Here is a 20,288-nt window from a genome sequence, read left to right on the forward strand (position 1 = left end):
TTTAAGAATAAATTATAATAAAACTTTCCATGGATATTTATTACAAATAAAATGCCAAGTACACTAAGAGATCGTTTAATAGAATTAATGGCTGAGTGTAGTCTCAGCAAACAAATCGAACTAGCCAATCTTGCTAAGGTTAGCAAAGGATTGGTTAATCAATGGTTTAATGGTGATACAGGGCTTGGTAAAAAACTTTTGGTAGAACAACAAAGAAGACACGATTTTCAGCTCAATGGCTAGCTGATGGAACAGGTCCAAAATATAAGACAAATGACACTGACTCATTAGCTCAAAAATCAAGCACATTGGAAACAGTAAATAGCAATTCTATAATCTTGAAATTATATGATAGGAGTGTTTTTTGCGGTCAAGGAACCATAATTCCAGAATTTCCAGTACTTATTAGGACAGTTGAGATTCCTAACGATTCGATTATAAAGCTATTGGATACAACAAATTTACAAGGTGTCCAGCTTATGCCTCCTGACGGGGATTTAATGGAACTTACTATACCCAAACGCTCCATAACACTCATTAAAACTGATATAGATAAATTTCAAGATAACGGAGTTTATCTTATAACATTTGATGGTTATACCTATATTAAAAGACTTGCAAGAGGGAAATCGGAGCTAATTAAAATAATATCTGATAATAAACTTTATTCATATACAGATTTTGATATTACACCAGATGAATTAGATCGATTAATAATTCACATTAAATTTTGGAAAGCATTACCTTTAGATTTTTTTGATATATAATTTAAATTAACATTTTATTTTTCAATATTTAAATGATTTCAGCCGTTTTAACGCAGTATTTTTGCATGTAAATACCGACAGCTGTTTACCGGTGTTTTTTGTTTGAAGGACATTTAAATCTCTATAGTATACATTCCAAGCAACCATAATAAACTTGGCAAAAAAACTAATTAATTCTAAATGTTACGCATCTGATCAATTTCTAGGTAAACAATAGATTTTACGATTAACTATAATTCACAATTCTAATATTAGGATTTAAAAATGGATAGACGAGATAAAATATTGTATTTAATAAATAATTCATTCAACGGAAGCCAAGTAAAATTTGCAAAGGCAATTAAAAGATCTCCAGCTCAAGTTAATCAATGGATAACTAATCGCAGGACTGTTGGCGACGCTTTGGCTTTACATATAGAACGAACTTTAAATCTACCATCAGGTTGGTTAGCTAAAGAAGAAGACAATAAAATCAAAATTAATCAATCAAATGCCTTTCATCTAGGAGCACCCAGATATATATATGACGAATCATGCCCATTGGGGAATGATGAGGTTGAAATTCCTTTTTATACGGATAATATTTTAAGCGCAGGTAACGGATTTGTATCAGATATACAAAATTTTAATAATATGAAAATGCGCTTTTCACGAACGATGTTAAATCAAAAAGGTATTGATCTAAAATGTTTAGTATGTATTGTGGCTGATAATGATAGTATGGAACCAGCTATTCCAGATGGAGCAATTGTTGGAATCAATACCAGTCATACTCAGATCAAAGATGGTAAATTATACGCAATTAATCATGGTGGTTTATTATGTATCAAAATCCTAAAAAGACGGCCTGGCAACAAAATTCTGATACAAAGTTATAACTTTAACTCATATCCTGAGGAAGAGGTTGATTCGGGGGCAATTACTGTTATTGGAAAAATATTTTGGTGGTCAGTTTTGTTATAACATAAATTTATGTTTTAAATTGCAAGCAAAGAAAAAAGATTTTATTACATAAATTGCTATTTTATTTTATCTAAATAGCCGAAAACCTAGTCATTTATAGTGTGGAGAACATCAAAGTTCGCACATATTAAATGGCAATACCTTGATAAATATTGCCGCCCCAGTTGATTTTGACGCTCAGTTCTTTAGCAGCCTGTTGCATAGCCTCGTTAATTGCTGCGAATTTCTTCGGGTCGTTATCTTTCATATTGATTGGAAATGGATAAATATCCACTGCGAGCCCTGTTGCGTGCTTACTCGCCAGCGGCTTACTTACCCAAGTCACTTTTTTCTCGTTCGGCCGCGCGTATTTCGGATCAACTCCCTTTTTCACGCATTCATTAGCTGTATGTCCTTTACCGTAATTGATGGAAAACTGTTCCTTACTTCTTTTCCCTTCAATGACGGCAAAATCCTGCTTAGTGATTTCAATAGCTCGCTTAACGACCTTAACCAGATTGACATCAACGTCACGTAAATTGTTTAGAGAACGACTGCCTAGTTTGTACATATCTAACCTTTCATAAATAAAAAAGCAGTCATAACGGCTGCTGTGTATTGACTATTTACATTTATTAATGTATTATTAAATTTATTTCCCCTTTAATACGTTTAAAGCCCTCAATTACTCCTCCGTGTTGAGGGTATTTTTTTGCCATAAAAAAAGCTGCCTACTGGCAGCTTATTCAATTCCCAAAAATTCACTTAGTCCATTTAATATCAAGCTTGCGCTTATTCTCGGCACAATCTTTTAAATACATATTCATTAAAACCTGATACGGTAATCCGGTTTCATCAGCCATATTTTTGAAATAGGTAATACTATCTTCATCAATCCGAATAGTGATTGCTTTCTTTAGCTGTCCTGAATACGGATTGCGTTTTGCTTGACTAAAGAGGCTGTAACAGCGTTAAGCCCTATGCCGGCAATAACCTCCCAGTACTGGGGATTCTGATTAGGGTTATTGGTGTTCTTATCTGCAACTGAGATAAATACCTTCGTACCATCATCAGCCAGCAATATCGCACCTTTCTGATATCCGCCAAAAGCATCGCAATAGGCTTTATCAAAATAGAACAGATTGCCTTTCTGCATATGTACAATAGTGGCGGATAAGGCGTTAAGAATGCCGTTAAAGTCCATACCCTTTGGAGGTAGGCCGCCCGATTCTATCGGCTGCATGGTTACGTTCGGAAAACCGTCGCTCCATGTTGCATCCTCCGGATCTTGTCCGGGCTGCCGGGTGTTCTGAATATTGTTTTTACTGCCGTTAGCCGCAAATGCCTGCGGGATTAATACTGGATTTTTACTCATGCGAAACTTCCTTGGTTAAATGGTTGAAAACCTGTTCCGGAAAAACCAAAAATCCCCGCGGGCGGGGATTCACGATAATCAATTAAAACGCCGGACGGGCGCGGTAATAATTGCAGGTTATAGATAATATGCCTTTCAAATTTATTGGGTATGAATTCAAAAAAATACCGCCCTTTCATGTGGCCGGTAATTAAAAAATACACGCGCTTTTCTGGAAATATCATGCGCAGGTATTTATTAATATTTGGCGCCGTTGCATGAAGAATATTAGCTGCTGCCTTAATCATAATAAGCAGGCGGAAACGCTCATCCGATAATTTATAAGCAGCAAACCGCGCTCCAGAAGCACTAAACGGCCGGTTATTAAACGGTGTAAAAGTTTGCGGAGTGGTTTTAAACCCAAAAGTATCGATATCATCAGGCGGAATACTGATATTGCGATTCACGCCCACAATCCGCCCCCAGATATCCAGCCCGAAACTCTGTGCAGTTTTCACATTGAAAGCCAGCCGGTAAAAATCATCAATTGATCTGGCAGGGTCTATGCATTCATTCATGCTTTCAATCAGATTGCAGATAACCGGACTGTTTGCATACTGTGACATTAAAGTGTCTTGAATATTTTTCATGATATTTTAATCTGATAAATTGAGGCTGTCGGGTATTCATCCACGCCGATTTCGAGCATGTCTGCCCATTTTTCACCGTCCTTACTCACCCGCAGCGACACAATACTTAAATGAGGAATAGCAGCAGCAACCGGACAGACAAATTTAGAAGCAATAACCGGCTGCCCGATTGCCGCCTTTGCGGCTCCGGTTGTAAAACCGGTAATAATGGCCGCTTTTACAGTCTCGCTATCCTGATATGACAGCAAATCAGGATCATCAACCATAACCTGAAAAAAAACCGGCACAAAAGCCGGTCGTAAAAACTTTACAGTGTATGTCGGCGGTCTGACGGGGAAATTTTCCGTATCCGCTATCACGCATTCTGTATTGCCATTAAAAGAACAGCCCGAGCCGGCTTTGTTTAAAATGGTACGGGCAATGGTTTCATCATCTCCGCCCACTACGGAAACCAGAATACTGTTACGGATAACCGGATAATTCGTGGTACCAACCTGTATAGTCTCATCTGTCGGGTTGTCGATAACATACACATCTTTAACATCGGCTAAATCAGCCACCGCGCCGTAAGTTGAGGCATTGGTATTTTTACTGTTAATCGCTACTGAAGCCCGCCGGCGTTTTTCAAAATCCAGACGACTTTCTTCTTCGACCCCGGCAACGGCAGCATATGGGTTGGTTACCCGATCTAAGCCGGTAATTGCTTTAGGGATACCGGTAATCGTATCGGGTGAGGCATTGATATTGCCGGCAGATACGCACTGCGCATGCGCGCTCACTTTACCATCCTGGGCAATGGTTGCTTCGTTAGTTAACTGCCATTTATTGCCGTTATCGTCGTTAAATACTGTACCGGCAGGAATAGTTACCCCGACCAACCCATTTAGCACCAGCATTACACTGGAATGCGTAGCCTGTTTGCGGGTCATAAAATAAATATAACCCAGCCCGTCCTGCCAGATACCCTGCGCATAACGCGGGTCGAACTGATTTAACAGGGTTATCATCTGATTGCGCTCATCGGTAATAATGGCGGCCAGAGAAGTTACTAACTGCCCTTGCGGTGTATTCATGGCTGTATTCAAGTCCTGTCCGAAAGCATTTCTGAACAGCTCCCATAAGCCACTAATTACCTCATCTGTAGACGGTGCAATAATCCCCTTATCAGTAACCTGTAATTGCGGAATGCTCATAAACCAATTACTCCCGTTTTATGATTGCTGTTGGTAAATTTAATCTGTCCGTGGATAATCCGGTCACCGTCAAGCATTAACTCTGCCTGAGCTGTGACGACTCCGGGGACGCTCAGCGCGGCATCATGAAGATGTTTGCGATATAAAGCCAGTGGATAGCGACCATTGCCAAGAATGCGCGTTAAATACGGTATTCCCTCCTGCTGGTTAAAATACATATCTTCTTTTATGGTACGGCAGGCGCTGGCAATGTCCTGTGCTTGCTGATAGGTACTTTCAGCGACAGCAATATTGCCATTAGCATCAAGCACCAGATCCCATGTATCAGGCATTAAAAATAATGTTTTCATGAATTGGGCTTCCCTGTATTGCCGTTGCCAGTAGTTACACCTTTGTGAGTGTGATTTTGCAGACTGACTGAACCGGCTTTAATATCTCCATCGGCACTGATACCGCCGCCACCGGTAAACTGTGCGGTCTGTAAAGCATTGACCGCATAGCTGCCTGTCGTAGTAGTTACCGCTGAAGCTTGCATGTTGATTGATGGTGCCTCCAGCGTGATACTGGTCGGTGAGTGAATCACTATGCCGCTGTCTGAAAAACTAATGTACTGCTGCGGTGTACCGTTTAAAAATCCGCCGATATACAGCCCGTCATTCCAGTCATGCTGGCGGCGGCTGCCGGGTGCGGATTCGGCTTTATTGCGCTTAACTGCGGATATGTCGCGTGAGGCAAAAGCACATAAGCCGATATCGCCTGCGACCGGATCGCAGATAACCGCATTGCTGCCGCCCTGTAAGCGGAAATACGGAACGCTGAATATTCTGCCTGGTGAGTAGACATTACCTGCACCGTCAAGCATCTGCACCAGCGGCTGTACGTTTACTTCACCCACCGGACTGACACCGGTACCTGAAACCGCCAGCACTTTGACAAGGGTTACGGTCTGAACCCGCGATATCAGGTTGGAAATAACCGCGTTAAATTCTGCTGCTCCGCCTAGTGAATGATTGATATTCAGGTTGTCCAGATTTTCATATTCTGCTGATTGCTGCATCTTTGCTGTCTCTCCATGTTGCGGCTATATCACAAAACCAGTTCCCGTCCGGCTGATTGGATTCAAGGCTTTTATGCATGCCGTATATGCGCCATTCGCCGTTACATACTTCAACCTGGCTATCCTGTATCTTGCAGATACCGCCGAAACGCAATAACGGGTCGTACAGGCATTTAAAAGTTACGCCGCGTATATCGGGTACCGGATAGCTGATCAATCCTGAGGCGGGCGTAATGACCGGAATTTTGATGTTGCGTGAGCCGCCTTTCGGTGTAACCGCAATCAGGTTATTCTCAATGTACATATCAAACTCAAAATCATGTTCAAGCGTTTTAAGCTTATCCAGATTAGAGCCGTTTAAGGTCAGATTTTTGGTGATTGCAGATACGCCGTTATTCTCAAGCTGATAACCCATACTGTCGCAGATATCCTTGATTGCATCGGCAATATCCACCTCACCTTCTTTTTCATATGGCGGCTGCGGTTTTTTGTACTCCAGAATGGCCGCCTGAGATTCAATAACCAGACAGACATCGGGAGCCACAGAAAAATCCATTGTCGCAAAAGTAATATTGCCCTCAAATTCAGTAATCAGCTGATCACTCTCTTCTCCGACTTCAACTTTTACCCTGTTCATCAGTGCATCAAGCGTATTCCAGTGCACACGGAACAGTTTGGCCATTTTCTCTAATGCCAGCCCGTAGATTCGTATTTGCGCTACCGGCATTACTGAGCCGTAACCGAACATGATGTTGCACATCACACGAAAGCCGGTTGCACTGATCTGGTTATAGTTGCCGGTAAAAACAATCTGCTCACCCTGTTTGTCCTTGTCCCGCAGGGTAACGGTTACTTTTATCTGTTTACGTTTCATCGGTATATACCAAAACAAACCGGCCATTCAGGCCGGTGTAAGCCGGGTTATCGCTGCCATGTGTATCTATGAATACAAGATTTCTGGTTATCGGCGTTCCGTTGAGACAGACGCGGTTTTGTACCTGTACGCCTTCTTTGTCGTTTTCTACGCTGGCAAAAAGCTGCCCGAGCCGCGTAAACAATCGGATATGCCAGCGACTGCCGTTAATCACAAAAGATATATTCTGATTAGGATTAGCATCCAGCGGTATGGTTACTGTTGTCATTTAAACCACCCTTTAATAGCGTTTACAGCCTGAGATAACAAAGATTCCCCGGGTTTTTCGGGCTGTTTTTCTCCACCATCGCTTTCTTTTGCATCATCAGGATTTTTTACCTCTTCGGTATCGTATTTCACTACCACTTCGCGCACTTCTTCTAGATGGAGATTTACTTTAATCAGTTGTGCACCGTCTGACGCTTCGCGCGCAGTGTCGTAACCTACAATACAGGCGTTGGTATAAACATATTCAGGCGTAATGATGTAAAACAGCAATGTACTGGCCGCCAGTGTTTCAATCTGTCCGAGAAACACGCCGCGCATTAAAGTGCCTCCTGAGCCTTTAGTTAGCTGTACGGTGGCTTTATACGGATTAGCGACTTTGTTGTAACAGGCGAATGAGCCTTTTTCAACCGGTGCCTGTGCTATTTTGGCTGAATTACTGTATTTGAGAGAGGTAACGTTATCAGCCAGCAGAATGGGTATTCCATACTCGTTAAATACACCCCAGTAATTACCGAATACGGCATTTATCAATGCCGCCCCGCCCAGACTGATCAGGGCATTAGTACCGGCAACATTCAAGCCTTTAAAGTTTGGTATGTTAGGAATACCTTCAATTGGTAGCATACAACCTCCAATAAAAAAGCTGCCTTATGGCAGCTTGTATAACTTTAAAATAACTACTATTTATTCCACTGAATATCTGGCTTGCGCTTATTAACAGCACAATCCTTTAAGAATAAGTTAATCAACGATTGATAAGGTAATCCTGTTTCTTCCGCCAGCGCTTTAAAATAGCTGATACATTCTTCATCTATTCGAATCGTAATTGTCTTCTTTAATTGGCTAGCATAAGGATTTGGCTTAGCATTACTAAAATCGTATTCTTTTTTCATAAATATTCCTCATACTGTTTGCGCTCGTGTTTAGTAGCAGCTCGTGCAGAAATAATGCGAATACTATCACCACGTTCACAATGAACCACTACAAGAACACGTTGGTTTTCGCTCATTCCTAATAATACAAAGCGGTCTTCACTTTCTGAGTGTTCAGGGTCGGAAATGATTAAGCCGTATTCATCCCAAAACACGGTAACAGCTTCTTCAAAAGAAATACCATGTTTTTTTAGATTGAGCTTAGCTTTTTCATTATTCCATTCAAATCCATCAATCACTTTCTCTCCGTTTGCTATTTGTAAATATATTATATTTACTTCAATAGTACTTAGCAATACTCTTTATAAAAACCAGCACATATGTGCCGGCTTTGAATCTGTTACACAATCAAATAATTAGCTTATTAATCGCACCTGTATTCAAACATATATAGCCTTTTAAACTCTTAACCTCGGCTATCTGATTATTCCTGACAACTAATAACCAGCGTCCATTTTGATTAATGTTAGGTAATACAGGCAGGTTATCGATTGGATTAACGACACCGCCTAAAAGTTCAATCGCCTCATCAAAATCTTTGGCTAAAATATCCTGATATCTATATACATTAAATCTAGTATAGAGTTTTTTATACACGGAATGAAATGTATTAGCGGTTTCGGCAACGTTATCTAGTACAGCCTGTCTAATCAAATATTGCTGCCGTTTATTCAATGTTGGATAGCGGCTGCCCGGTTTACTGTTCTGGTTGCTGGTGGCTATATATTGTTTAGCCTGAATCTTTCTGAGCTTTTCCGCGATAGCATTAAATGCATTGATGTAAGCTATTTTGATTGACATAGCATTCTTACCGGTAAAACCCATTACCAATAATATAAAACCATCTTTTGTTAGTTCGTAGAATTTGTCGCGACGTTCACCAAAGCCAACTTTTACGAGCTTCTCATTAAACTTAAAATTAAGTTTAATGAAAGAATCAGGCACTTGCGTGAAAATTTCTTCAATTTTGCGCAAAATATTCTTATGCTCTTTACCGAAAGCTTTGGCTACAAATTCACTGGTTGTTACTGGTTCGGAATGGTTAATTTGAACGAATTGCTCAAAGTCGATAGCTACTGCATTCATGATAGATTCCTTATGCTATTTGTTCTAAATCCGCCTAAAATTAGGTGGCCAAGAGGTTAGAACGTCCGCATAAGAAGACTGGAATTATTCCCTGTAAAACAGGTCTTGTATTCTTCGCCCTCTCGGCCATAAAGGAATCATATGTCAATTGGATTAGTAGACATTGATAGAATCATGGACACAAAAAAATCACGCTAACGGGGTGATTACCGCTTATGCAGAGGGTTCTAAACCTCGGATTCAATATTGCCAACCTTAATTTAGTTTGTCAATAAAAATCATTCTTTAGTGGGTGGCTCTATTGAGCGCAAATTTGAGCTTATTGAGAAAATCAAAGACTTACCATCACGCCCCGATTTCAGGAAATAGCTATGATGCCTTTGTTTTCAACCATTCGATTATCTGATAGCACTGATAATCTCAGGTAATCTCCACGCAATTATAATCATCAGAATAATTAACGCAGCCGTCCACATGGTTTTGCGCAATTCTTTGGGTGTGAAATTAATAGCTTCCATATGTACTCCTAGAAACTTAAATGTAAATCGTTTATCATTAGCCATGTTGTTCAAGCACTCTTTGAATAACAAAGCCCACAAAGAGTACGAATCTTTGCGGGCATTTTTTTGCCATAAAAAACCACTCCGAAGAGTGGTTGATTGCGTAACAGAATCAAGATTAAAGTTTATATCCCTCAAGCTCTTTGGTTTTGGCTTTTATCAGCTTTATTCTACAGTTGAACCGGTTAATTTCTGTCTGTACCTCCGTATCAGCCGGCTTTTCTGAATTGCATTCATTATCCGCACTCTTAGTCCAACTTTTAAGGTTTGAGCTTAACTGATCTCTAATTGATTCTGGTATAGCATCCCATGTTGTTTCTAGTGTTTTTAATGAATCATCTGCTTCTTGCTTTAATTTCTGTAGCTTTGCTTCTTTTACGTTGACATAAACTTGATCCTGCTGTGCTTGAAGTTCTGAAATACGGCTACGCGTCAATTCAGTCTCACAGTTTAAATACTCAATTTGATTCTGCTCCGGCGTAGGATATTGGTTTGACTGGCACTGCTTTTTCTTTTGTTGATTCCATGCAAGCTGTTGAGGCTTTAAATGGTTGCGCACATCAACGTCCATATTTGTCCATAAGGTGTTTATCTCGTCATTTGCTGCTGCATTCTCCTGTTTTGCACTTTGTAATGATGCTTGTATATTTTCCTGAGTATCCTCTTGACTATCTGTATTGGTAACAGTTTGAGCTGCTGGCTCTATTGCGGGCGTACTTGCTGCTGTCTTTTCTTCGCCATAGCATGCTTTCAGAATTACACTAATTACAACCAAGAAACCAATCGTTGCCAAGATACTTTTTAAACAGCCACCATTTTTAGCTACAGCAGTCGCGCTAGATGATGCAGCCGCAGATGCACTTTGATTAATGATAATCTGCGGCTTTGTCTCAGTTGGCTTTGTTTGAACTGGATCACCATACCCATTATGGGAAGATGTATTACGGGCTTGGTTTAGTAATAAAGCTTTGTGTTCTTCATACTCTTCCTGAGTTATTGCCCCTTTTTCCAGTAATTCATACAAGCGTGTAAGTTCATTTGTTAATGATGGTTTAGACATAAAAAATCCTTATGCAGTATCAAAGTTTTTATCTTAGCTACTACAAACAAATCAAGATGAACAAAACTTCAAATATGCTGTACCGGATAAAACAAATTTCTTCATGTTCCTCTAATTCCAAGCTGGTTAAACATATAGTTTATTTATTTCGATGCTTTTTGATTTCATTACGATAAAAATCATCAAGACATTTTGAGGTTACTTTAGTGAAAGGCTTACCATATTCAAAGATTTCTGTAATTTTGCAATCCCCGTCTTTTTGACATTTAACCTGATAAGTAACAGAACGCTCTTCTAAGTCCCATGTAGCGCCTATTGTTACTTTAACCCTGTCTGCGCTTGGTTCAGTAAATGTTAGTTTAGCAAACGGATTTAAATCCTGCCCCTGCCATAAAACATTATGGTCTATACAAGCCATATCTCCAGTTGCCTCTTGGTATTCATCATTTCTTGCGTAGATTTTTTTGATATTACTATCTAGATAATCCAAAAAGAAAGATTGATCAACATCGTTATAAATATTTAGATCGTTATCTTCTGTTATGCTTCCTTTTGCTAGAGATGCGTTTAATTCATACATCCCTTTTATGTACTGTACTTGAGGACTTTCCGCATTTGCACATGCACCAATAAATAAACCTAATAAGACAAAAAGTATTTTTTTCATTTTTTTCTTTCTGATAAAAATTTCAAAATATTTATTTAACTAAGTTATGTCATCGATACTCCAAGCTGGTTAAACGTATAGTTTTGTAGTTCTTTCATCGCTGCTACAGTATTTCCACTAACAGTATTTGATGAAGTGTTAACATTCATATTTGGTATATTAACATTAACATATTTTCTGTTGTCTGTATGTGTTGCTGTATTACCTCCAGCTAACTGATTGCTTTGGCTAACTCCTTTTGATATTCGATTTGCGTTATACACCATTTCCATATTAGCGGTCTGTTTAAAAAAAGCATCCCGTCTGTCATGCCCGCTCTTGTATTTTGGGTCATCCTGCCGCCAGATAATATAATTATCACCTAATATTTTGTGTCCTTTATCGTATGCGACATTCGGATTATCCAAAAATTCTTTTTTGGTTTTGGAGTACGCGGAGTTGTTGGATATTTCAGACAGCATATACTTAACCATTTCATCAAGTGAAGCTTTTGATCTGGTTATTTTCCCGTTTTTATATAAACCCTTTGCTGTTAATTCCGCAATTAGCTTTTTAGCCCGAATTCCCTGCCAAGAAATCAGTCCAATATTTGTTGCACCATTTTTCGGGTCTGTATGCGAACCAAAAAGAAAATCCGGATTAAATGAATTTTCCCGACCAATCTCAGCAGTCATTATTCTTGCTTGCTGTGCGGATAAACCGTGTTCACGAAGAGATGCATAGATTTGCTGAGCATAATTCATATTTCCTTTTACAGGTACACTGGTTGCCGTTTTCTTCTGGTTTGGTGTTTCTGATGATTTCATACGTGCAATAACCGGCGTAATTTTATCTGCTTTGATCGCAGCAAAATAATCATCTCCAGGAGCAGCAGTGTTCCCTCTTTTGTTAGTCTGAATGTAATCTGAAACCCAATATTCACCATTAAATATTGCAACGTGTCCATGCGGATGTCCTGCCATGCTTGGTATAGACATAACGTCTCCTTTCTGGGCAATATACTTACCATTGTAGGCAATACTTTGAAATTTTCCTGTTTTAAGTAAATTACCTGCTACATCGCGCCCATGTCCCCAGATTTTAATACCCTGTGCTCTTAATGCGTTATTAACATATTCAGCACACTTTTGCGCACTAGCCTTTAAAGCATGTCCGGTGGCGTAATCCGCTGCTTTCACTGCTGTATCAGCAGGAGCACCGTTAGAAGCACCTTTCTTTCCAATCACAATGGGCTTAGTTGGTGGTGTATAAGAGCCATTTACTTCTTCATACGTTTTGCCTCCGTGAAATAAACGGTACGCGCTTTCACCGATGAAATCTGCTATATCCTCTTTCTTTTCACCTGTCGCCTTGGCAATCATTTCGGTAGCCATATCAGAAAATGATGCGCTTAATTTTTTAAACGACTCCCCAAGTGCATCAATCATTATTTTGCTGTTTTTAATGCCATTAGCAAAGGCTGTCCAGTCAAACAGAGATTTACCGCCCTTAGCCCAAGTGTCGTAATCGTCTAATAACAACAAGAAAGCTGCACCTAAAGCGGTAATGGCAATCGTAACCGGGCTGATGGCTGCGCCCAATAGTCCAAACAGGCGGATTAACGGCGTAAACGGAGCAATAAACGCCAGCAGTGCACGTCCGGCACTAAGCAAGGTAGGAATCAGCAGCATACCAATTACGATGGCTGCGGTCTGGAATACTGCCTTAATAACTTTTTCATGCCGTTGCAGAAACTCAAAGAAGCTGTTTACTACCTTAATCAAAGTAAGCAGTATCGGTGTTAATGCATCACCCACCAACTGCTTCATGCTTTGCCAGTGTGCGCTCAATATCGCCTGCTGTTTGGTTAATTCGCGACTGCGGGCAATGGCTTCCCCATCTGAGTGATACATTCTTTTCTGAATATCCAGAATTTCCTGTAACTCTTTGCGACCAGAAATTAAGGCGTTGATTGTGCCGTCATCAAAGCCCATTTTTTTGCCGATTGTATAAGCCTGTTCCTTTGGCATTTTCTGGAATGAATCAGCCAGATCAAGCATTACATCATCCAGTTTGCGAACCTTACCGGCATCATCAACAACACTGACGCCCAAGGCATTGAAATAAGGCAGCATGCTGGCGTCACCAAACATAACCAGCCCGTTCATAGCCTGTTTAATGCCGGTTAAAGAGGCTGTTATACCTTGCGCACTGCCGCCGAAAGCACCTGCCGCATTCTGCCAGTCTGTAATACTCGCAGTAGCCATGCCTAGCTGACCGGAAAGCTTTGACACTTCCATATTGGCATGTGCAGCATCATTAGCCAGTTTAAACAGCCCTGTTGAGCCTATGATGGCACCAAAAAACTTAGTTAGTTCCTTAGTGACTTTGGCTAATTCCTGTCCCATTTTTGCAATCTGTTCAATTGAACTATGGTATTTCTTAGCCAGTTCTTCATTAGCTTTTCCGGCTTGCTTTGAGGCTTTTTCGGTTTTATCCAGAGACTTTTCTAGTGCCTGATTTTTCTTTTCCGCTTTATCTGCCTGCGCAGTGTATTTAGATGCATCAAGCCCTAGCTCGACAAGCATTTGTTCAACTATATTCGTTGTCATACTTATTCACCAACATTTTGTTATGTTCAGAAACCTGATAAACCTCAAGAATATTCAGTACATCCTCAAGCCCCAGCACACTATCAAGCTCAACGTAAGAAGCCAGTCCGGCTGTAATAACCTGACTGGCTAAAGAAGAGACATTCACTGTTTGTGCAAGCACACCCTCACGGAAAGGCAATCCCGCCGTTAGTTCATATCTAGGGGATTGCCGTTCGTTAAAAAATCGATATGCACCAGTAAAGCCTCTTTGCGTAATTCAAACAGTGTTTTTAAATCCTCAATATCACTTTCTATATCCAGACTGCGCGCCAGTCCGCCAGAGGGTACTATCTTCACGCAGGTAAGCAGTTCATCCAGCAATTCACCGCCTATCTGCGGGTCTATCTTGCCGATAACACTAATGGCCAGTTTTGCCATTTCCAACATGCCGCCGTTTGGATTGATACCCGCTGTATCAATGCCGCTTCCGGCAAGGGCAAACAGGGCACGCTGCGCCCATTTATCCGCCTGTATAATCGGCATTTCGGTGATCAGAAAAGTTTTACCTTTATCGCGACCGGTATCTATTTGAATTGTTTTTGTTTTACGTGCCATCAGTTAATCTCCTCTGCGCCATTCAGAACTAATCTGAATGTGTACTGGCTGCCTGCTAGTAATTTCTGACCGGAAGCCCCGCCGGTTAATTTAACCAATGCACCAGTGGCGCTATAGCGTTTTTTTACAGACGGAATTTCAACCACAATATCAATCGGGCGTGTTTCCATGTTGGCATTGAAGTCTTTGCGGATATTCTCCATGTGCTCGATTGACGGGCTGTTTGCTTCTAAATGCAGCGTCCATTCCACTTCGTGCGGCGTGTAGCCCATTGACTGTTTACCATCCACACCCATGCGGGTTTCTGCAATGTTTGCATCACCAAAGCCCCAGGCGTTATCCGCCTGAAAGCCTTGCATCGTAATATAATTGTCGTAAACACCTGCGCAGCGCAGCATAAGTACGGAATTGGCTGATGTAATCGTTAGCGGGTTATGTCCCATTGGCATGATTTAATCCTTTTGCAAAATTAAATCCGCGCAAACAGCGCGGAATCTCGATATAGATCAGGTTAAGTTATTGCACCGCGATAGAAGCCAGATTCACAGTATGAACACTGCCGCCGTCTGCATACCAGAGCTTTAATGGCAGTGATTCGCGCTGACCGCGTACCTGTGCTGAAGCTTGATTTATCAGCAGGCAGTAACCGGTTGTTTCAATCTGCCGGGCTGCATCAAAACCGGCCTCATAATTAATCTGCGATTTCTGCGCTTCAGAAAGGTTTACCCCGCGCTGGATACCACCAAAATTCAGCATTTCATTAATCGGGTCTTGTGCGGCTGCGCGGTGAATAGCTATACCCTCCGCGTTATAAGGAATAGCTTTATAGCTGATAAGCATATTCATAAACGCCAGTTGCAGCTGAGCGTTGAAGTACACCTGATTCAGGTAAGTATCTACCCAGGCAAAATCGCCGCTTACTCTGGTGTTTCTGAAAAAGATAAACCGTTCATTCGCTGTTGCCCATGCGCCATAATAGGCGTAGCCGTTGCTTTCCAGTGCCGTGGCATCTTTAAGGGCGGTGACAGAGGCGGCGATACCGCTTTGCCGCTTGAATTCCATAGTCGAGCGACCGTTTTTTTCACTAAAGTTGATGGAGGCGGCATAACCGCAAGCCAGCCCTGCCTGTTCCAGTGTGCCGTAAATCGCTGTTGTTCCGGATATGGCATTTTCTTTCAGCCATGAGGCAAAGCAGTTGGTATTGTTGGCAATCAGGGCAGTTGGCTCCTGCGCATAATAAACAAACCAGTAACGGCTATTCTGTTTGCTGTTCCACTTAGCCAGTGCTTTCAGAACATCCTGAGTAAATGCATCGCCAATGGTAGTAATAACAGCATAATTCAGGGTATAGCCTGATACTCGCTCCATTACAGAATCCGGACTGTCTGCCTTAGTGGCATTATCGGCAATCGCCCCGGTATTTTCAGTTAAGCAGAGGGCTTCTGCTGCTGTTCCGCTGGCAAAGGAAATGGCCGAACCTGCACCGGCAGACGGCGAGCTGATAATAAATGCCTGTAACTGCGTATCAAAGACAACATCGTTAGTTAAAGCCTCTTTGATTTTTATCGCGGCATCACTAAAGCTTTTAGCTTTGCTCAAATCGATTGTTGCAGTGATTACCGTGCCGTCTATGGTTAGGGTTAGTTCCCCTTTGATGGCTTGCAGTTCATTCAACTGCAATGATTTAACACTGGCACCAATCAGCCGTGCACCAATATCAGTCTGATTGTATCGGGCGATAAACAGGGTTGCGGGCTTGATAGTTGAACCGACATAACCATCAAAATAACACTGAGCAAACTGATACTCTTTACTGTTATAACCGTATACAGCACCCACATCGGCGGCACTGGCATACTGATTTATCGGATACACACTGCTGTCTGATAGTACGACGGTATTTAAGTCCAGCGCATCACCGCCTGTACCGATTACCGCCGGATTGACAGTAACAATATTACTTGCAGGAATTGAAGGTAACATAATATTTCCTATAGATTTTTCAAAGTTATAACCGGCATGTCCAGATAAGTCTGTTCATGCGAAAATTCAGGGTTGTATTGCAAAAGCAGCTCGACCATCCAGCGTTGCTCATAGCGTGACTGCTCATTGATAAACGTCATCTGTACAGGGTCTTTGCAGTAAAGCGGCTGGCAGGATATAAGCCGCGCTGTGGAATAGTGGCTTTTCCAGAGATTGCACAGCTTGCGCGCTTTATCGCCTGAATCAGCACCATAAAAATCAATCTGCATGGTTATCTCAACTGACTGCTGTACAAAGGTCTGATTGTCTGCCGGCTCGTAATAATGCGCGGAGACATCCAGTGCCTGCTCAAACAGAATTGACATAACAATTGCCTGATCAGGTAAAGGTGCATCATTCTGGTAACCCTGTATGACTGATTCAGGCAGGCATAAAAAAAGCCCGAGCAGATATGCGCGGACTTCTGTGTAAATCTGTTTATGCGTTACTGTCGCCATAGCAGCACCTTGCACCATGCCGGAAAGGATTCCAGCACCTGTTTAACCATCCATTCTGAGGTCTCGTTTTCGCCGTATGCGGTAAAAATTACCCGTTCCGCACCTTTGCCCTGTGAGCGGCGGATTGCAGCTATCTGACCGGTTAGATAGGCATAGATAAACTGCCCTTGCTGGTTAACCAGATTAAGGTGCTCAAGGTCGGCTGAGGAAATGCTTTGCAACTGAATAGTTATAGGCTTTTCCTCAAAGCATGGCGCAACGGTACCGGATTCATCTACTGCTGAGCCGGAATTGATTTTTAAGACCGCCTCCTGATCAGGATTAACGCCAGCAATAATGCTGTTAGCCATTCCTCTAAGATTCATCATTATCTGATACCTCTACACCGATCGATCTGGACATCTGCATAGTGTCACGCAATGGAGCATCTCTGCCTTTTCTGGCGATAGTTGCTTTTGAGTTAGGCGGGTCTGTCCATGTCATGATTGATTCAACCAGATCGCCTTTCATCGCCTCGCCAACCAGTTCCAGCCCTTTAGCCGCGCCATGCTGGTTAACCAGCCCCGGTAAAGCCTTAATCCATTCGCCCTTATGTGTCCGTACTGTTTTACGAAAGAATGAGCGCGCCGGAATGTTGATTGTGTGCGCCGGTACGGTATGAGTAGTGGCAAAATTGGCTTTAGATTGTTTAACAAAACGACCGTTAAGCCGGAAATCCCCTGTTTTCTCACTAACCAGCCGGTAAACGGTTATCTGATGTTCCGGAACCTGAATCTGTGCGCCGTATTCATTCCAGAACGCCACCTGTGCAACAGGCAACGGATCGCCATCGGTTTGTGCATAGGTGGCTTCCTCAAAAATACCTACCTGCACCTTTTTGTTTTTCCCGGCTGCGTATTTTTTCAGTGCATCCGATAAATCACCGATTTTTTTCATACTAACGCCTAACCGGCATGGGAAACTTGCCGAGCACATAAAAGAATGAGCGGTATTGTTTGATCAATGCCCAGTAACGCGCCCCGTATGGTGTCTGCTGGTACCACTTTTCCGACTGGGTAGTCTGGCCGTTATCCAGTGATACAGACACACTGCCCTCAGCAGCACTGGCAACACGACCTACTGCCTCGTTACCGCTGTCTATACGCTGCTGTAAGGTAGCAATATGCGCCACCAGCAGAAACAGCATCAATTCACGCTCATCAAGATTTTTAATAATGCTTTTATCGGTGTTATTGCACTGCATGCAGGCTTCAATAAAAAACATACTAAGTTGATCATCTGTTGCAATGATTTTTGGGTACAGTTTCCGGAACTTGGAGAGATCAAACTGAACAATACCGCTCATAGTTGCACCTTATTCCAGCTCGTTGTCTTTGGGTGGCGAAATAGGCTCTGTGCTGGATTTAGTTTTGCGTTTCTCTTTAGCTTCTGCCGTAGTGTCTTTGGTGTTGCCGTGCGCAAAAATCAGTCCGTTCTTAGTAATATCGCGATCCTTATTTTTAGCCAGCCATGCCTGCCAGAAATCCGCCGGCACATTTTCAGTAATACCATGCCCGCCAATAACATTAGATGTATTAAACCCGTTAATCTTTACGGTTTTATCATCAACCTGTAAAAGCAAGCCATTAGCTATCTTGCACCCGATAATAACTGTGTCATTCGACATATGAACTCCTAAAATAAAAACCACCCCTGAGGGTGGTCGTCTTTATATAAAAATTAAGAAGCCAGCATACTTGCAATAAACAGCGGCCGGTAAATAATAGCCCCCAGTGTTCCCTGTGACCGCTTCTGCTCATAACCTGATGACATCTGAATCAGCGGGTGTACGCGCATTTTTTCGGTAAATCCCAGTTCTACTGTCGGCTGACCTTCGTACTCGTCTACAATTAACTGAACCAATTCGCCAGCTTCGGTTTTATATTCCGGTATTGTGACTATTTTCAGATTCGGGAAATTTTTATTAACCTGATCGGTCACGTTTACATTGTAGGTATTGGTTTTCGTTAGTTGTACAGATGCATTTGGAGACAACAGCATAGTCATTGGTGTTTCAAGATCAACCAAACCGTCCGTTTGTTTTATGAGTTGAGCGAAAAGCCGCTGGATTGAATCATAAACCTCTTGTCCGTCTATGCTCTCCCATGATGAATCTACTATTGACGGCAATAGACGAGGATCATTTATCAAACCGTAATTCTGCAAGCCTTCAATTCCGCGAAGATAGCTCTTGTTCTGGAATTTATTTAAAGTCAAGGCAGCCGCAATCTGCTTACGGCTTGCCCAATCCAGTCCGGCAGCACCAGCTATTGCTAACTCCCGTTCACCAATACGAATAAATGTCTGGTAGTGATAGGGCTGACGAGACGGATAGTTAACATTCGCATCACTTAGTCCGTTATTATTGAAATCACCATAGGACGAAGTCTCACCAGTGCTTTCTAGTACCTGAAATGTCACCGTTGTTGAGGTAAAGTCACCTTTTTTACATTCAGCGAATGCTTTTGCCGTTTTCATTGGCGTTACCAATACCTCAATAACCTTTGGATCAACATAAGTTGTAAACAAAGCGGGAATACCGGCATTTGGCGAAGTTTGCAGGTTGCTGGCACTATCCATAGCCAGTGCCATTCGACTTTTCTCCGTTAGCTCCACGGGAGCTTTGCCTGTTGCAAATACAATCCCTGCGCGTTGATTTAAAGTATTAAAATTTAATTCCATTTTAAATCCTTTTAATGTTTTGAAATCTTGGCTAATGCACCGGCTTCTGCTTTGCTGGCCACAATAAAGCCTGTTTCTTCGTAATCGGCAGGTGCTGTATCGGCAGCAACAACACTGCCATTGGTTGTATTGGCAAAAACTTTCTGACCAATATTTGCGCCACCAGCAAAACGAGCCCAAAAATCGCCGCCATCATATAGTGTTACGATAAAACCTTTTGGAATGGTTAAACTGGATTCAGCCAGATATTCATTAAGGAGTGCGGTATTGTCTCGGCGCACAAACCCGATTAATCCATTGGTAACTTTGGTATTAGTAGCCAATCCTGTTTCAGGATCGAACCAGGCAAAGCTGCCAACAATTACGCCTTTTTCACCAGCTTTGATTTGCCCTTCACCTGCAAGTACAGAGTAATAGGGATTGGTAGAGGCAAAATCACCCTCAACACCAACCGGCAGATCATTATTTAAATGTGTTTGAAATCCCATTT

The 20,288-nt window shown here is 41.9% G+C and carries 30 protein-coding genes; 3 read left to right on the forward strand and 27 right to left on the reverse strand.

Annotation, left to right across the window (positions count from 1 at the left end; translation table 11 throughout):
- Nucleotides 1-87 precede the first annotated feature (87 nt).
- The 3 genes from H3U82_RS06675 to H3U82_RS06685 all read left to right on the forward strand — a co-directional run bounded on the left by H3U82_RS06675 (nt 88) and on the right by H3U82_RS06685 (nt 1,730).
- Nucleotides 88-243, forward strand: coding sequence for a hypothetical protein (locus H3U82_RS06675; RefSeq protein WP_171991484.1), 156 nt, complete (start codon nt 88-90; stop codon nt 241-243).
- A 236-nt stretch (nt 244-479) separates the two neighbouring features.
- A complete protein-coding gene (locus H3U82_RS06680) occupies nt 480-767 on the forward strand; it encodes a S24 family peptidase (protein WP_143557979.1) in 288 nt (95 codons plus the stop codon).
- A gap of 264 nt (nt 768-1,031) precedes the next feature.
- On the forward strand, nt 1,032-1,730 hold the full coding sequence (locus H3U82_RS06685) for a S24 family peptidase (protein ID WP_100125170.1): 699 nt from the start codon (nt 1,032-1,034) through the stop codon (nt 1,728-1,730).
- Between the two features lie 127 nt (nt 1,731-1,857).
- Here H3U82_RS06685 and H3U82_RS06690 read toward each other — a convergent pair whose 3' ends face one another.
- The 27 genes from H3U82_RS06690 to H3U82_RS06825 all read right to left on the reverse strand — a co-directional run bounded on the left by H3U82_RS06690 (nt 1,858) and on the right by H3U82_RS06825 (nt 20,286).
- The gene (locus tag H3U82_RS06690; RefSeq protein WP_078474644.1) at nt 1,858-2,280 is read right to left on the reverse strand and encodes a M15 family metallopeptidase; all 423 of its coding nucleotides are present in this window, start codon (nt 2,278-2,280) and stop codon (nt 1,858-1,860) included.
- A 190-nt stretch (nt 2,281-2,470) separates the two neighbouring features.
- A complete protein-coding gene (locus tag H3U82_RS06695; RefSeq protein ID WP_078474645.1) occupies nt 2,471-2,617 on the reverse strand; it encodes a hypothetical protein in 147 nt (48 codons plus the stop codon).
- An 8-nt stretch (nt 2,618-2,625) separates the two neighbouring features.
- Nucleotides 2,626-3,084 carry a hypothetical protein gene (locus tag H3U82_RS06700; RefSeq protein ID WP_198209739.1) on the reverse strand — a complete coding sequence of 153 codons (459 nt, stop codon included), beginning with the start codon at nt 3,082-3,084 and terminating at the stop codon, nt 2,626-2,628.
- Entirely contained in the window at nt 3,081-3,713 is a 633-nt protein-coding gene (locus tag H3U82_RS06705) for a DUF2612 domain-containing protein (RefSeq protein WP_198209741.1), read from the reverse strand. Before H3U82_RS06705 ends, H3U82_RS06700 begins: the two co-directional genes overlap by 4 nt.
- Nucleotides 3,710-4,906: a baseplate J/gp47 family protein gene (locus H3U82_RS06710; protein ID WP_198209743.1), complete on the reverse strand. Its 1,197-nt coding sequence runs from the start codon at nt 4,904-4,906 to the stop codon at nt 3,710-3,712. The genes H3U82_RS06705 and H3U82_RS06710 overlap by 4 nt, the downstream gene beginning before the upstream one ends.
- On the reverse strand, nt 4,903-5,256 hold the full coding sequence (locus tag H3U82_RS06715) for a hypothetical protein (RefSeq protein ID WP_174829849.1): 354 nt from the start codon (nt 5,254-5,256) through the stop codon (nt 4,903-4,905). Before H3U82_RS06715 ends, H3U82_RS06710 begins: the two co-directional genes overlap by 4 nt.
- On the reverse strand, nt 5,253-5,963 hold the full coding sequence (locus tag H3U82_RS06720) for a Gp138 family membrane-puncturing spike protein (RefSeq protein WP_198185956.1): 711 nt from the start codon (nt 5,961-5,963) through the stop codon (nt 5,253-5,255). The genes H3U82_RS06715 and H3U82_RS06720 overlap by 4 nt, the downstream gene beginning before the upstream one ends.
- Nucleotides 5,941-6,837 carry a hypothetical protein gene (locus H3U82_RS06725; protein WP_198209745.1) on the reverse strand — a complete coding sequence of 299 codons (897 nt, stop codon included), beginning with the start codon at nt 6,835-6,837 and terminating at the stop codon, nt 5,941-5,943. The genes H3U82_RS06720 and H3U82_RS06725 overlap by 23 nt, the downstream gene beginning before the upstream one ends.
- The gene (locus H3U82_RS06730; RefSeq protein WP_198207515.1) at nt 6,827-7,105 is read right to left on the reverse strand and encodes a hypothetical protein; all 279 of its coding nucleotides are present in this window, start codon (nt 7,103-7,105) and stop codon (nt 6,827-6,829) included. Before H3U82_RS06730 ends, H3U82_RS06725 begins: the two co-directional genes overlap by 11 nt.
- Nucleotides 7,102-7,728: a phage baseplate protein gene (locus H3U82_RS06735; RefSeq protein ID WP_084551418.1), complete on the reverse strand. Its 627-nt coding sequence runs from the start codon at nt 7,726-7,728 to the stop codon at nt 7,102-7,104. The genes H3U82_RS06730 and H3U82_RS06735 overlap by 4 nt, the downstream gene beginning before the upstream one ends.
- 56 nt (nt 7,729-7,784) lie before the next feature.
- On the reverse strand, nt 7,785-7,997 hold the full coding sequence (locus H3U82_RS06740; protein WP_084548143.1) for a CopG family antitoxin: 213 nt from the start codon (nt 7,995-7,997) through the stop codon (nt 7,785-7,787).
- Nucleotides 7,994-8,275, reverse strand: a complete 282-nt coding sequence (locus H3U82_RS06745) for a BrnT family toxin (RefSeq protein ID WP_084548142.1) — start codon at nt 8,273-8,275, stop codon at nt 7,994-7,996. Before H3U82_RS06745 ends, H3U82_RS06740 begins: the two co-directional genes overlap by 4 nt.
- 109 nt (nt 8,276-8,384) lie before the next feature.
- Entirely contained in the window at nt 8,385-9,122 is a 738-nt protein-coding gene (locus H3U82_RS06750) for a Rha family transcriptional regulator (RefSeq protein WP_198209747.1), read from the reverse strand.
- 678 nt (nt 9,123-9,800) lie between these two features.
- Entirely contained in the window at nt 9,801-10,742 is a 942-nt protein-coding gene (locus tag H3U82_RS06760; protein WP_198210010.1) for an SHOCT domain-containing protein, read from the reverse strand.
- Nucleotides 10,743-10,881: 139 nt separating this feature from the next.
- Nucleotides 10,882-11,409, reverse strand: a complete 528-nt coding sequence (locus H3U82_RS06765) for a hypothetical protein (protein ID WP_198209751.1) — start codon at nt 11,407-11,409, stop codon at nt 10,882-10,884.
- A 44-nt stretch (nt 11,410-11,453) separates the two neighbouring features.
- A complete protein-coding gene (locus tag H3U82_RS06770; RefSeq protein WP_198209753.1) occupies nt 11,454-14,000 on the reverse strand; it encodes a phage tail tip lysozyme in 2,547 nt (848 codons plus the stop codon).
- Nucleotides 13,981-14,181, reverse strand: a complete 201-nt coding sequence (locus tag H3U82_RS06775) for a hypothetical protein (protein ID WP_025330135.1) — start codon at nt 14,179-14,181, stop codon at nt 13,981-13,983. The genes H3U82_RS06770 and H3U82_RS06775 overlap by 20 nt, the downstream gene beginning before the upstream one ends.
- Nucleotides 14,182-14,189: 8 nt before the next feature.
- Complete coding sequence (locus H3U82_RS06780; RefSeq protein ID WP_198209755.1) at nt 14,190-14,597, reverse strand: hypothetical protein; 408 nt, start codon at nt 14,595-14,597, stop codon at nt 14,190-14,192.
- Nucleotides 14,597-15,046 (reverse strand): hypothetical protein, encoded by a 450-nt coding sequence (locus H3U82_RS06785; protein WP_198190239.1) that lies wholly within the window; start codon nt 15,044-15,046, stop codon nt 14,597-14,599. The genes H3U82_RS06780 and H3U82_RS06785 overlap by 1 nt, the downstream gene beginning before the upstream one ends.
- Nucleotides 15,047-15,113: 67 nt before the next feature.
- Nucleotides 15,114-16,580, reverse strand: a complete 1,467-nt coding sequence (locus H3U82_RS06790; protein WP_198209757.1) for a DUF3383 domain-containing protein — start codon at nt 16,578-16,580, stop codon at nt 15,114-15,116.
- An 8-nt stretch (nt 16,581-16,588) separates the two neighbouring features.
- The gene (locus tag H3U82_RS06795) at nt 16,589-17,095 is read right to left on the reverse strand and encodes a hypothetical protein (protein WP_198209759.1); all 507 of its coding nucleotides are present in this window, start codon (nt 17,093-17,095) and stop codon (nt 16,589-16,591) included.
- The gene (locus tag H3U82_RS06800; protein ID WP_232336119.1) at nt 17,065-17,445 is read right to left on the reverse strand and encodes a hypothetical protein; all 381 of its coding nucleotides are present in this window, start codon (nt 17,443-17,445) and stop codon (nt 17,065-17,067) included. The genes H3U82_RS06795 and H3U82_RS06800 overlap by 31 nt, the downstream gene beginning before the upstream one ends.
- On the reverse strand, nt 17,432-18,013 hold the full coding sequence (locus H3U82_RS06805; RefSeq protein WP_198209760.1) for a hypothetical protein: 582 nt from the start codon (nt 18,011-18,013) through the stop codon (nt 17,432-17,434). The genes H3U82_RS06800 and H3U82_RS06805 overlap by 14 nt, the downstream gene beginning before the upstream one ends.
- A 1-nt stretch (nt 18,014) precedes the next feature.
- A complete protein-coding gene (locus H3U82_RS06810) occupies nt 18,015-18,422 on the reverse strand; it encodes a DUF4054 domain-containing protein (RefSeq protein WP_198209761.1) in 408 nt (135 codons plus the stop codon).
- Nucleotides 18,423-18,431: 9 nt separating this feature from the next.
- Nucleotides 18,432-18,743, reverse strand: coding sequence for a hypothetical protein (locus H3U82_RS06815; RefSeq protein ID WP_198209762.1), 312 nt, complete (start codon nt 18,741-18,743; stop codon nt 18,432-18,434).
- A gap of 53 nt (nt 18,744-18,796) precedes the next feature.
- Nucleotides 18,797-19,798, reverse strand: a complete 1,002-nt coding sequence (locus H3U82_RS06820) for a DUF2184 domain-containing protein (protein ID WP_198209763.1) — start codon at nt 19,796-19,798, stop codon at nt 18,797-18,799.
- Between the two features lie 11 nt (nt 19,799-19,809).
- Complete coding sequence (locus H3U82_RS06825) at nt 19,810-20,286, reverse strand: hypothetical protein (RefSeq protein WP_198209764.1); 477 nt, start codon at nt 20,284-20,286, stop codon at nt 19,810-19,812.
- Nucleotides 20,287-20,288: the final 2 nt, after the last annotated feature.

It is taken from the genome of Snodgrassella sp. W8132 (genome assembly GCF_016100865.1).
GTDB lineage: Bacteria > Pseudomonadota > Gammaproteobacteria > Burkholderiales > Neisseriaceae > Snodgrassella > Snodgrassella alvi.

What these genes read in the sequence shown, in the direction of transcription:
- H3U82_RS06675 (WP_171991484.1), top strand. Translation starts at nt 88, where the DNA reads ATGGCTGAGTGTAGTCTCAGCAAACAAATCGAACTAGCCAATCTTGCT.
- H3U82_RS06680 (WP_143557979.1), top strand. Translation starts at nt 480, where the DNA reads ATGCCTCCTGACGGGGATTTAATGGAACTTACTATACCCAAACGCTCC.
- H3U82_RS06685 (WP_100125170.1), top strand. Translation starts at nt 1,032, where the DNA reads ATGGATAGACGAGATAAAATATTGTATTTAATAAATAATTCATTCAAC.
- H3U82_RS06690 (WP_078474644.1), bottom strand. Translation starts at nt 2,280, where the DNA reads ATGTACAAACTAGGCAGTCGTTCTCTAAACAATTTACGTGACGTTGAT.
- H3U82_RS06700 (WP_198209739.1), bottom strand. Translation starts at nt 3,084, where the DNA reads ATGAGTAAAAATCCAGTATTAATCCCGCAGGCATTTGCGGCTAACGGC.
- H3U82_RS06705 (WP_198209741.1), bottom strand. Translation starts at nt 3,713, where the DNA reads ATGAAAAATATTCAAGACACTTTAATGTCACAGTATGCAAACAGTCCG.
- H3U82_RS06710 (WP_198209743.1), bottom strand. Translation starts at nt 4,906, where the DNA reads ATGAGCATTCCGCAATTACAGGTTACTGATAAGGGGATTATTGCACCG.
- H3U82_RS06715 (WP_174829849.1), bottom strand. Translation starts at nt 5,256, where the DNA reads ATGAAAACATTATTTTTAATGCCTGATACATGGGATCTGGTGCTTGAT.
- H3U82_RS06720 (WP_198185956.1), bottom strand. Translation starts at nt 5,963, where the DNA reads ATGCAGCAATCAGCAGAATATGAAAATCTGGACAACCTGAATATCAAT.
- H3U82_RS06725 (WP_198209745.1), bottom strand. Translation starts at nt 6,837, where the DNA reads ATGAAACGTAAACAGATAAAAGTAACCGTTACCCTGCGGGACAAGGAC.
- H3U82_RS06730 (WP_198207515.1), bottom strand. Translation starts at nt 7,105, where the DNA reads ATGACAACAGTAACCATACCGCTGGATGCTAATCCTAATCAGAATATA.
- H3U82_RS06735 (WP_084551418.1), bottom strand. Translation starts at nt 7,728, where the DNA reads ATGCTACCAATTGAAGGTATTCCTAACATACCAAACTTTAAAGGCTTG.
- H3U82_RS06740 (WP_084548143.1), bottom strand. Translation starts at nt 7,997, where the DNA reads ATGAAAAAAGAATACGATTTTAGTAATGCTAAGCCAAATCCTTATGCT.
- H3U82_RS06750 (WP_198209747.1), bottom strand. Translation starts at nt 9,122, where the DNA reads ATGAATGCAGTAGCTATCGACTTTGAGCAATTCGTTCAAATTAACCAT.
- H3U82_RS06760 (WP_198210010.1), bottom strand. Translation starts at nt 10,742, where the DNA reads ATGTCTAAACCATCATTAACAAATGAACTTACACGCTTGTATGAATTA.
- H3U82_RS06765 (WP_198209751.1), bottom strand. Translation starts at nt 11,409, where the DNA reads ATGAAAAAAATACTTTTTGTCTTATTAGGTTTATTTATTGGTGCATGT.
- H3U82_RS06770 (WP_198209753.1), bottom strand. Translation starts at nt 14,000, where the DNA reads ATGACAACGAATATAGTTGAACAAATGCTTGTCGAGCTAGGGCTTGAT.
- H3U82_RS06780 (WP_198209755.1), bottom strand. Translation starts at nt 14,597, where the DNA reads ATGGCACGTAAAACAAAAACAATTCAAATAGATACCGGTCGCGATAAA.
- H3U82_RS06785 (WP_198190239.1), bottom strand. Translation starts at nt 15,046, where the DNA reads ATGCCAATGGGACATAACCCGCTAACGATTACATCAGCCAATTCCGTA.
- H3U82_RS06790 (WP_198209757.1), bottom strand. Translation starts at nt 16,580, where the DNA reads ATGTTACCTTCAATTCCTGCAAGTAATATTGTTACTGTCAATCCGGCG.
- H3U82_RS06795 (WP_198209759.1), bottom strand. Translation starts at nt 17,095, where the DNA reads ATGGTGCAAGGTGCTGCTATGGCGACAGTAACGCATAAACAGATTTAC.
- H3U82_RS06800 (WP_232336119.1), bottom strand. Translation starts at nt 17,445, where the DNA reads ATGATGAATCTTAGAGGAATGGCTAACAGCATTATTGCTGGCGTTAAT.
- H3U82_RS06805 (WP_198209760.1), bottom strand. Translation starts at nt 18,013, where the DNA reads ATGAAAAAAATCGGTGATTTATCGGATGCACTGAAAAAATACGCAGCC.
- H3U82_RS06810 (WP_198209761.1), bottom strand. Translation starts at nt 18,422, where the DNA reads ATGAGCGGTATTGTTCAGTTTGATCTCTCCAAGTTCCGGAAACTGTAC.
- H3U82_RS06815 (WP_198209762.1), bottom strand. Translation starts at nt 18,743, where the DNA reads ATGTCGAATGACACAGTTATTATCGGGTGCAAGATAGCTAATGGCTTG.
- H3U82_RS06820 (WP_198209763.1), bottom strand. Translation starts at nt 19,798, where the DNA reads ATGGAATTAAATTTTAATACTTTAAATCAACGCGCAGGGATTGTATTT.
- H3U82_RS06825 (WP_198209764.1), bottom strand. Translation starts at nt 20,286, where the DNA reads ATGGGATTTCAAACACATTTAAATAATGATCTGCCGGTTGGTGTTGAG.